At 63.6% G+C, this 8,288-nt stretch carries 8 protein-coding genes; 3 read left to right on the forward strand and 5 right to left on the reverse strand.

The genetic code is table 11. From position 1 onward, the window contains the following. Positions 1 to 63: 63 nt before the first annotated feature. Complete coding sequence (gene ypfJ, locus MU551_RS22820; protein WP_247048857.1) at positions 64 to 951, reverse strand: KPN_02809 family neutral zinc metallopeptidase; 888 nt, start codon at positions 949 to 951, stop codon at positions 64 to 66. Positions 952 to 1,012: 61 nt separating this feature from the next. Here ypfJ and MU551_RS22825 point away from each other — a divergent pair, with 61 nt between their 5' ends. After that, positions 1,013 to 2,404 (forward strand): class I adenylate-forming enzyme family protein, encoded by a 1,392-nt coding sequence (locus MU551_RS22825; protein ID WP_247048858.1) that lies wholly within the window; start codon positions 1,013 to 1,015, stop codon positions 2,402 to 2,404. 31 nt (positions 2,405 to 2,435) lie between these two features. Then, complete coding sequence (locus tag MU551_RS22830) at positions 2,436 to 3,623, forward strand: thiolase family protein (RefSeq protein ID WP_247048859.1); 1,188 nt, start codon at positions 2,436 to 2,438, stop codon at positions 3,621 to 3,623. Positions 3,624 to 3,673: 50 nt separating this feature from the next. On the opposite strand, the gene MU551_RS22835 is transcribed toward MU551_RS22830, so the two are convergent. The 4 genes from MU551_RS22835 to MU551_RS22850 all read right to left on the reverse strand — a co-directional run bounded on the left by MU551_RS22835 (position 3,674) and on the right by MU551_RS22850 (position 6,333). After that, positions 3,674 to 4,297, reverse strand: a complete 624-nt coding sequence (locus MU551_RS22835; protein ID WP_247048860.1) for an energy-coupling factor transporter transmembrane component T family protein — start codon at positions 4,295 to 4,297, stop codon at positions 3,674 to 3,676. Continuing rightward, positions 4,294 to 5,076 (reverse strand): energy-coupling factor ABC transporter ATP-binding protein, encoded by a 783-nt coding sequence (locus MU551_RS22840; RefSeq protein ID WP_247048861.1) that lies wholly within the window; start codon positions 5,074 to 5,076, stop codon positions 4,294 to 4,296. Before MU551_RS22840 ends, MU551_RS22835 begins: the two co-directional genes overlap by 4 nt. Beyond that, positions 5,073 to 5,708 carry a biotin transporter BioY gene (locus MU551_RS22845; protein WP_247048862.1) on the reverse strand — a complete coding sequence of 212 codons (636 nt, stop codon included), beginning with the start codon at positions 5,706 to 5,708 and terminating at the stop codon, positions 5,073 to 5,075. Before MU551_RS22845 ends, MU551_RS22840 begins: the two co-directional genes overlap by 4 nt. 127 nt (positions 5,709 to 5,835) lie before the next feature. Continuing rightward, on the reverse strand, positions 5,836 to 6,333 hold the full coding sequence (locus MU551_RS22850) for a GNAT family N-acetyltransferase (protein ID WP_247048863.1): 498 nt from the start codon (positions 6,331 to 6,333) through the stop codon (positions 5,836 to 5,838). 180 nt (positions 6,334 to 6,513) lie between these two features. Between MU551_RS22850 and MU551_RS22855 the strand changes: the two genes are divergently transcribed. Continuing rightward, the gene (locus MU551_RS22855; protein ID WP_247048864.1) at positions 6,514 to 8,112 is read left to right on the forward strand and encodes an ABC-F family ATP-binding cassette domain-containing protein; all 1,599 of its coding nucleotides are present in this window, start codon (positions 6,514 to 6,516) and stop codon (positions 8,110 to 8,112) included. Positions 8,113 to 8,288: the final 176 nt, after the last annotated feature.

The following is an 8,288-nucleotide window of genomic DNA, read 5'->3' on the forward strand; positions in this document are numbered from 1 at the left end:
GCGGTCCGTCACCTTCCCGCGAAGGTGACGGACCGCCGTCGCGCTTAACGCTTCAATTTGCCGTTAGAGTGTTGCGGCCGAGAAGGTGTCGCATTGGTTGATGTCGCCCGTGGAATAGCCCGTGTAGAACCACCGCTGGCGTTGTTCGCTGGAACCATGCGTCCAAGCCTCGGGGGTCACCCTTCCCGTTGCGGCCTCCTGAATGCGGTCATCGCCGACGGCGGACGCTGCCGACAGTGCGTCGTTGAGGTCCTGTTCGGTCAGGGGATCCAGGAACGGCTGTCCGGAAACAGGGTCCGGCTGGGTGGTCGCGTGGCGGACCCAGAGTCCGGCATAGCAATCTGCCTGCAGTTCCACCCGGACAGCGCCTGATTCAGGCCCCTGCGGATCCTGCTGGGCGCGGTCCAGGTATCCCAGTACGTTCTGGACGTGGTGGCCGAACTCATGGGCCACCACATACTCCTGGGCAAGCGGGCCTCCTGATGAACCGAAACGGTCCACCAGTTCCTGGAAGAATCCCGGGTCGAAGTATGCCGTGGTGTCTGCCGGGCAATAGAACGGGCCCACAGCTGAAGTGGCCGCTCCGCAGCCGGTGTCAGTTGCATCGCGGAAGATGACAGTTTCGGGTTGCGGATACTGCCGGTTGTATTGGGCGAGGTAGGCCGGCCAGAAGGCATTCAGGCTGTTTACTGTCCCGACGATCCGGCAATCAAGTCGTTGATCTGCGTCCGCTCCCGTTCTGCACGCGGGCGCGGTTCCCTGGCTCTGCGCTGAGGGGTCCTGAACAGTTCCCCCGAGGCCTTCGAGCAGTTGCGGATTAACACCGAACAGAAGCGCCAGCAGGAGGACGATTCCGCCGCCGATGCCGCCGCCGATTTTGGTGCCCCGCCCCATGCCTCGACGGTCCTGCACCTGTGATGGATCCAAGGGGACATTGTCATTGAAACTCATAACGTCACAATAGTCCGGCCGGGCGGTGAGGGAACCTGGCTGCGGCGGTAAAGTGGCTCTGATGCCTTTTCTCGACCAACTCCAGCGCTGGGCCAATGAACGTCCCGACGACACCGCCATTGTTGTTGGTGCCCAAGGGCTGACTTGGGAGTCCCTCCAGAAGCTGGCCGCTGATTTGGTCACGGAGTCACCGCAGGTGACCCTCTTGGAGGACGGGAATTCCTTGGAATTTGTCGCCCGTTTCGCCGCGGCGGTGGCGGGGGAGCGGCAGTGCGCCGTGCTGGATCCGTCCTGGCCTGAGCAATTGCGGAGCGAGGTCCGTTCACGCCTAGGTGCGCCCGCCCCGGCTGCAGGAACCGAACTGGCCGACGGACCCGCAGACTCCAGCTTCCTCATCGGAATGACCTCCGGCACCACCTCGGTTCCCAAAGCCTTTACGCGTTCGCGGCAATCCTGGGTTCTCTCCTTCCAGGCCTCCATGGCCTTCTTTGGACTCGATGCAACGGACAAGACCATGGCCCCCGGACCCCTCGCGTCGAGTCTGAACCTCTACGCCCTATCCGAGTGCCTTTATGCGGGTTCCGAGTTCCATACCCTCGAAAACTTTGACGTCGGGGATGTCCATGCCGCCATCACCCACGATGGAATAACCCGCCTGGTTCTGGTACCCACAATGCTCAGGCTCCTGAGCGAGCGCGGCCTCTTGGGAGGAGTGGATGCTTCCGGAGTCCGGAGCATCATTTGCGCCGGGTCCAAGCTGGACGCCCGTACGCTTGAGGCTGCCCGGAGGTGGGCACCAAACGCCACCCTTTTCGAGTACTACGGCGCCTCGGAACTGAGCTTTGTCTCCGGGCTGGGGCTCGCCCCCGGCCAGACGCCTTCGCCGGGCGGGTCGGGAATCGGGCGGCCGTTTCCCGGCGTGGAAGTCCTGATCATGGACGACGACGGCGGGATCCTGCCAGAGGGCGTTGACGGTAACATCTGCGTACGAAGCGGCATGGTGAGCAACGGCTATTTGTGGGGAGACGACGGCCAGGCACTTCGACGCTTTGGCGACTGGTACACCGTGGGGGACCAGGGCTACCTGGCGGACGGTGAGCTGCATATCCTTGGCCGCCGATCGGACATGATCATCACTTCAGGAAAGAACGTCTACCCGCATGAGGTGGAACTGGCCCTTGCTTCAGTGCCCGGGGTCGCGGCCGCTGTAGCTGCCGGAATGCCGGACGATCTTCGCGGTCAGAGGGTTGTGGCGGGAATTGTTCCCTCCCACGGCGGCGTCACTGCCACACAGGTGAAAACAGGGCTCGAAGAAGTGCTGGCCCGAGATAAGCGTCCCATTCAGTACTACGTCCTGGACGAGCTGCCGCTGACTGACCGGGGCAAGGTCAGCCGTCAGCTTCTGATCGACTGGATCGGCGAGGGCGACAGGAAGGCGCGACGCCTTGTCTGAGCCCCGACGCCACGATTCCCGAGGTGGGAGCATGCTGCCGGACGACCGTCAGCCCGTCATTATCGCGGCCCGGCGCACACCTCTTTGCCGTTCAGGAGGAGCGCTCAGCTCGCTGCGGGCGCACGAACTGTTGGCACCCCTGCTGGGCTCCCTGCTCACGGAAACCGGGTTGGGGGCCGACGCCGTCGCTGACGTGGTGATCGGCAACGCTGTGGGCGCAAACGGGAACGTCGCGAGGCTCGCGCTGCTGGAGGCCGGACTGCCCGTCAGCGTGCCGGGGGTCACCGTAGACCGGCAATGCGGTTCGGGTTTGGACGCGATCGTACTCGCTTCCCGCATGGTGGCCGCGGGCGGTAACGGTGCCTTCCTGGCTGGCGGTGTAGAGAGCATCAGCACAGCCCCGTTGCGCGCCCATCGGGGGATCGCCGGTGAGCCCGAGTTTTTCAGCCGCGCGCAATTTGTGCCACGCAGCTACGGGGACCCGGACATGGGCCTCGCCGCGGAAAACGTCGCGGCGCACTATGGCATCAGCAGGGAACGCCAGGATGCCTTCTCACTGCAAAGCCACCGACGTGCCCTGGAAGCGGCAAAGGCCGGATTTTTCGAGGCCGAGATAGAACCTCTCCGGATCGCCGCCGGCACCATGAGCGCCGGTAGCACCGTCAACGCCGACGATGGGCCGCGCCCCAGGCTTACGGCCGGAGTGCTTGCAAGGTTCCCCCCGGCCTTCCGCACCCCCGGAACTGTCACGGCTGGCAACTCATGCTTCGACGCCGACGGAGCAGCCGCCGTCGTCATCACCACAATCCAGCGGGCACGCGAGCTCGGGGCCCGGGACGGGCTTCTGGTACTCGGGACGGACACTGCAGGGGTGGACCCGGAGCTTTTGGGGATTGGAGCTGCTTCCGCTGCCGCCAGGCTCCTGGCCGCCCAAGGCATCACAGCCCAGGACGTGGACCTGGTGGAATTCAATGAAGCATTCGCCTCGCAGACCCTGGCCTGCCTCGACCTGCTGAACCTGGATCCGGGCCAGGTCAACCGCGACGGGGGCGCACTCGCCTTAGGCCATGCCTATGGTGCTTCCGGCGCCGTTCTCGTGACCCGGCTGCTGGCCCAGGCCCGCCGGACACCAGTACAGGAGAAGCTCGCACTGGCGATGATCAGCATCGCCGGAGGGATGGGGACCGCGGCTCTATTCCGGTATGGGTCAATCACCTGACCGGAAGACTCAGACGTCATCGCCTCACTGCCGGCAACGGGCAGTTGGTGTCAGTCGTCGGCTTCGCCCAACCCGCGTGCGGCAAGAGCGTCACCGGTCTGGCGCGCGAAGGCCACGGTGGTGATGAAGACGGGAAGAATACGTGCCCGGGGGTTCCGTTCAAGGCTCCGCGCCCGGGCTGAGTCCCGCACGTCAGAATAGGCACCCGCGATGTACGGGATACTCCTGAGCATGATGGCAATGGTCAGGGCGAAGCGTTCAGGATCGGCTCCGAAGCGCTGGAACGGACGCGCCGCGCTGACCACACCGTCGAGGAGCCGCTGAATGGGAGTTGTGGCCGTCAGCAGCGAGGCAGCCACAATGCACACCAGGATATTCAGGACGATCCGCCCCGCTGTCGGTGCCCCCAGCTGCCACCACTGGAACAATCCGATCACGAGCAGGACGGGCAGGACGGGCCGCACAGCACGGAAAAGTCTCCGGACGCCGGCGCCGCTCACCAGAAACAGCGCGCACATGAGTGCCAGGACGCCGGCGGACACCGCCCAGTCCACGATCAGGAATGATGCCATGCCACTGGCAAATACGCCCAGGAACTTCAGCCAGAGAGGTGCCCGGTGGATCGGAGAGGTCCCGGGCACGTAATTCACCAGCAGGAAGTTAGAACCGCTCACTGATAGTCCCCGGGGTGGGCCCCGAGCGGTTCACGGGCTTCTTGCACAGCCGGTGCGGCTGGCGGCAGCGGGGGAAGGGAAGTTGCGGACAGCTGACGGTAATGCGCGACGGCGGCACCTGGGGCGCCGTCGAACACTATCCTTCCGTTGTCCACCACGAGGACCCGATCCATGTCCTGAACCAGCTCCAGGTCATGGGTGGACATCACCACCTGCTGTTCCAGCCCGGCAACCGTGCGGCGCAGGAGTTCCCGGTTGCGAAGGTCCAGCAGGGTGGACGGTTCATCCAGCACCAGTACAGACGGCTCAACGGCCAACACCGTCGCGAGGGCAAGAAGCTGCCGTTCACCACCGGAAAGTTCATAGATGCTTTGGTCAGCGAGCGGCAGCAATCCAAAGCGCTCCAGGGTTGACTCGGCGATCCGGCGACGCTCGTGCGAGTTCCGGATGGAACGCCGAAGTGACAGCTCCACGTCCTCCCGGCCCGTCGGCATCACCAACTGCGAGAGCGGGTCGGTAAAAACAAAACCCACTTCCCGGCGAACAGAGCGGACGTCCCGAAGGGTGTCCTTTCCCTTGATTGTCACTCTGCCCGAACTGGGCTCCACCAGGCCATTCAGAAGCCGGAGCAGGGTTGACTTTCCGGACCCGTTGGCTCCGATCACCCCCACACGCTGTTCAGTCAGCGTCAGGGAGATCCCGGTCAGCAGCACCTTGGACCCCGCGGCGCCATCGACGACGACCTCGACGCTCACCTGGTCGAGGACTATGGAGTTCACGGCAGCCGGCTCTGGCTCCTGGCCGGACGGACGAGGAGGTCAGGGAAGGCTTTGTGGAGAGCGAGGGCGATGGTCACAGCGAGGACATTCTTAATGATGTCACCGGGGTAGTAAGCAAGGTCGGCAAGGACAGCCTTCGACAGTTCGAGCTTGGCGTTGACTACCATTCCAAGCACACCCAAGGCGTGTACCAGCACGATGCTGCTCACCATGGCGGCGGCAAACAGCAGGGCGCCACGGTACTTCACTGTGCGGCGGATGATCAGGACGGTGAGCCAACCCACCGCTGCGGCGGCAAGCGGGAAGGCAATGATGTAGCCCGCCGAAGGCCCCGCCAGAATACCCAGACCGCTGCGGCCGCCGCTGAAGATGGGCAGCCCGGCCAGGCCCAGGAGCACGTAGAGCCCGACGGCGGCAAACGCACGTCCCGGGCCCAGCACGAGTCCGGTGAGCATGACCGCCAACGTCTGCAGAGTAATGGGCACGCCGAGGCCGCCGACGGGAATAGCGGCAATAAGTGCTGAACCGGCAACAAGGGCGGCGAAGACTGCGATGAGACCGAGATCGGTGGCGTTCCAACGCTTGCGTCGCGTCGGGGAATCCGTGGTGACGGCATTGTCAATTTGGGTCATGATGAATCCTGTTCTCGGGTGCCGGCAGGAACCGCCAGCACGAAACTACCTTTGGATTCTGACGATACGTCCCCACGTGTGCGGTTATTTTGTAGGGGGTCTACTAATCCCGGAACCCGGCATTGTTCTACGCAAGGACCAGCTCCATGCATACGAGCCCTGAGCGGCTGTCCCAGGACTGAACATCCACGAACCCCAGGCGTCGGTAGGAATGCAGCGCAGGCTCACGCCACGGCCATACCGTCAGGCGCACTGCCTGCGATTTGAGTTCCTTCGCGACGCGCAGTGCCTGCTGAAGGAGGGCCGAGCCGATCCCAAGGCCTCGGGCTGAAGGTGCCACCCATAACCGCTTCACCTCACTTGCCTGGGAGTCAACCGTGAGCACGAGCATCCCCACAACGTCGGGCCCATCGGTGGCGACGAGCACGTGGGAATGCGCGAAGGACCCTTCAGGATCATCGATTTCATCCTGGTATTTCGCGGGCAGTGGCATTCCTTCAGTCTGTAAGCCAATCCCATGGATCGCCTTCTCCAGCTCCGTTTGGCGGTGATACTGCTGGAGGAGTTCTCCCACCGCCGCTTTGTGCTGTGCTTGGGACACGTCTGCTGTGATTACGGTGTACATTCGCCGAGCCTAGCGGCACACGAGAACTGCGGCCCATTCCGCCGTGAACTTCTGCGTTTCAGGCGTTGCGGACCCTGCCGGTAGACTGGTAGAGGCCGTTCTCTCGGCTACCTGCCCCGGCCCCAACAGATCCCATCCGTTGTGCTGCGGCGTTCCCTGTTGTGAAAGGCATTACCTGCTGTGATTACCGTCCAGGATCTTGAACTGCGCGCCGGCGCCCGTCTCCTTATGGACCAGGTGAGCTTCCGCGTTGACAAGGGAGACAAGATCGGACTGGTTGGCCGGAACGGTGCAGGAAAGACAACCCTGACCCGGGTCCTGGCGGGGGAGGGTCTTCCGGCTGCGGGAAAAGTGACGCGCAGCGGTGAAATCGGCTACCTGCCCCAGGACCCTCGCACGCCGGACATGGAACAGTTGGCACGCGACCGCATTCTGTCCGCCCGTGGCCTGGACGTCGTGGTGGGCAAACTCAAGCAGACCCACGAGGATATGGCCAGCGATGACGCCACCGTTCAACGCAAGGCCATGAACCGCTACGACCGCCTGGAAGCCGAATTCCTGGCGGGTGGCGGCTATGCAGCCGAGGCTGAGGCAGCATCGATCTCCTCAAACCTTGCCCTGCCCGACCGCATCCTCAATCAGCCGCTCAAAACGCTTTCCGGTGGCCAGCGCCGTCGTGTTGAGCTGGCCCGGATCCTGTATTCAGGCGCCGAGACCATGCTCCTTGACGAGCCGACAAACCACCTTGACGCCGATTCCATCTCCTGGCTCCGCGACTTCCTCAAGAACCACCAGGGCGGGCTGATCGTGATCAGCCACGACACCGAACTACTCGAAGCCACCGTAAACAAGGTCTTCCTGCTGGATGCGAACCGGGCGCAGATCGACTTCTACAACATGGACTGGAAGCGCTACCTGCTCCAGCGTGAAACCGACGAGCGTGCGCGTAAGCGTGAACGCGCCAACGCCGAGAAGAAGGCCCAGGTCCTGTTTGACCAGGCCAACAAGATGCGGGCCAAGGCCACCAAGGCCGTCGCCGCGCAGAACATGGCAAAGCGGGCCGAGCGTCTCCTGAAGGGCCTGGAGGCTGTGCGTGAAAACGACCGCGTGGCCGCCCTCCGGTTCCCCGATCCCTCACCATGCGGGAAAACCCCGCTTACAGCCGAAGGCCTCAGCAAGTCCTACGGCTCGCTCGAGATCTTCACCGACGTCGATCTTGCCATCGACCGCGGCTCCAAGGTGGTCATCCTCGGCCTCAATGGTGCGGGCAAGACCACCCTGCTGCGCATGCTCGCCGGGGTGGACAAGCCGGATACCGGCGAAATTCTCCCCGGACACGGGCTGAAGGTTGGCTACTATGCGCAGGAACATGAGACGCTCGACGTCGACCGTACGGTCCTGGAAAACATGCGCTCTTCTGCGCCGGACATGCAGGACGCAGAGGTACGTGGCATCCTCGGCTCGTTCCTGTTCTCGGGCGACGACGTCGACAAGCCGGCGGGCGTCCTTTCCGGCGGCGAGAAAACCCGCCTTGCCCTGGCCACCATCGTGGCGTCCAGCGCTAACGTCTTGCTCCTTGACGAGCCCACAAACAACCTGGACCCCGCCAGCCGCGCCGAAATTCTGGGTGCGCTGCGCAACTACAGCGGCGCCGTCGTCCTCGTCAGCCACGATGAAGGAGCAGTCGAGGCCCTCAACCCGGAACGTGTGGTTCTGCTGCCCGATGGCGTTGAGGACCTTTGGAACGAGGACTACCTGGATCTGATCACGCTGGCCTAGCGGTCCCTGCACGCAAACCAGCACTCGTTCCGCGCCATCGGGTTACCTGTTGCCTCATTGCAATACCTCCGGGAACAGTGATTCGTTGCCTCATTTGAAAACCTCCGGATAGGTTGTGTCGTTGCGGTGGGGGAGGTAGGCCGGGAAACTGGGGTTCCATGCTGTGTTCACGGGTC

Source organism: Arthrobacter rhizosphaerae (genome assembly GCF_023062595.1).
GTDB classification, from domain to species: Bacteria; Actinomycetota; Actinomycetes; order Actinomycetales; family Micrococcaceae; genus Arthrobacter; species Arthrobacter rhizosphaerae.

What these genes read in the sequence shown, in the direction of transcription:
- ypfJ (WP_247048857.1), bottom strand. Translation starts at nt 951, where the DNA reads ATGAGTTTCAATGACAATGTCCCCTTGGATCCATCACAGGTGCAGGAC.
- MU551_RS22825 (WP_247048858.1), top strand. Translation starts at nt 1,013, where the DNA reads ATGCCTTTTCTCGACCAACTCCAGCGCTGGGCCAATGAACGTCCCGAC.
- MU551_RS22830 (WP_247048859.1), top strand. Translation starts at nt 2,436, where the DNA reads ATGCTGCCGGACGACCGTCAGCCCGTCATTATCGCGGCCCGGCGCACA.
- MU551_RS22845 (WP_247048862.1), bottom strand. Translation starts at nt 5,708, where the DNA reads ATGACCCAAATTGACAATGCCGTCACCACGGATTCCCCGACGCGACGC.
- MU551_RS22850 (WP_247048863.1), bottom strand. Translation starts at nt 6,333, where the DNA reads ATGTACACCGTAATCACAGCAGACGTGTCCCAAGCACAGCACAAAGCG.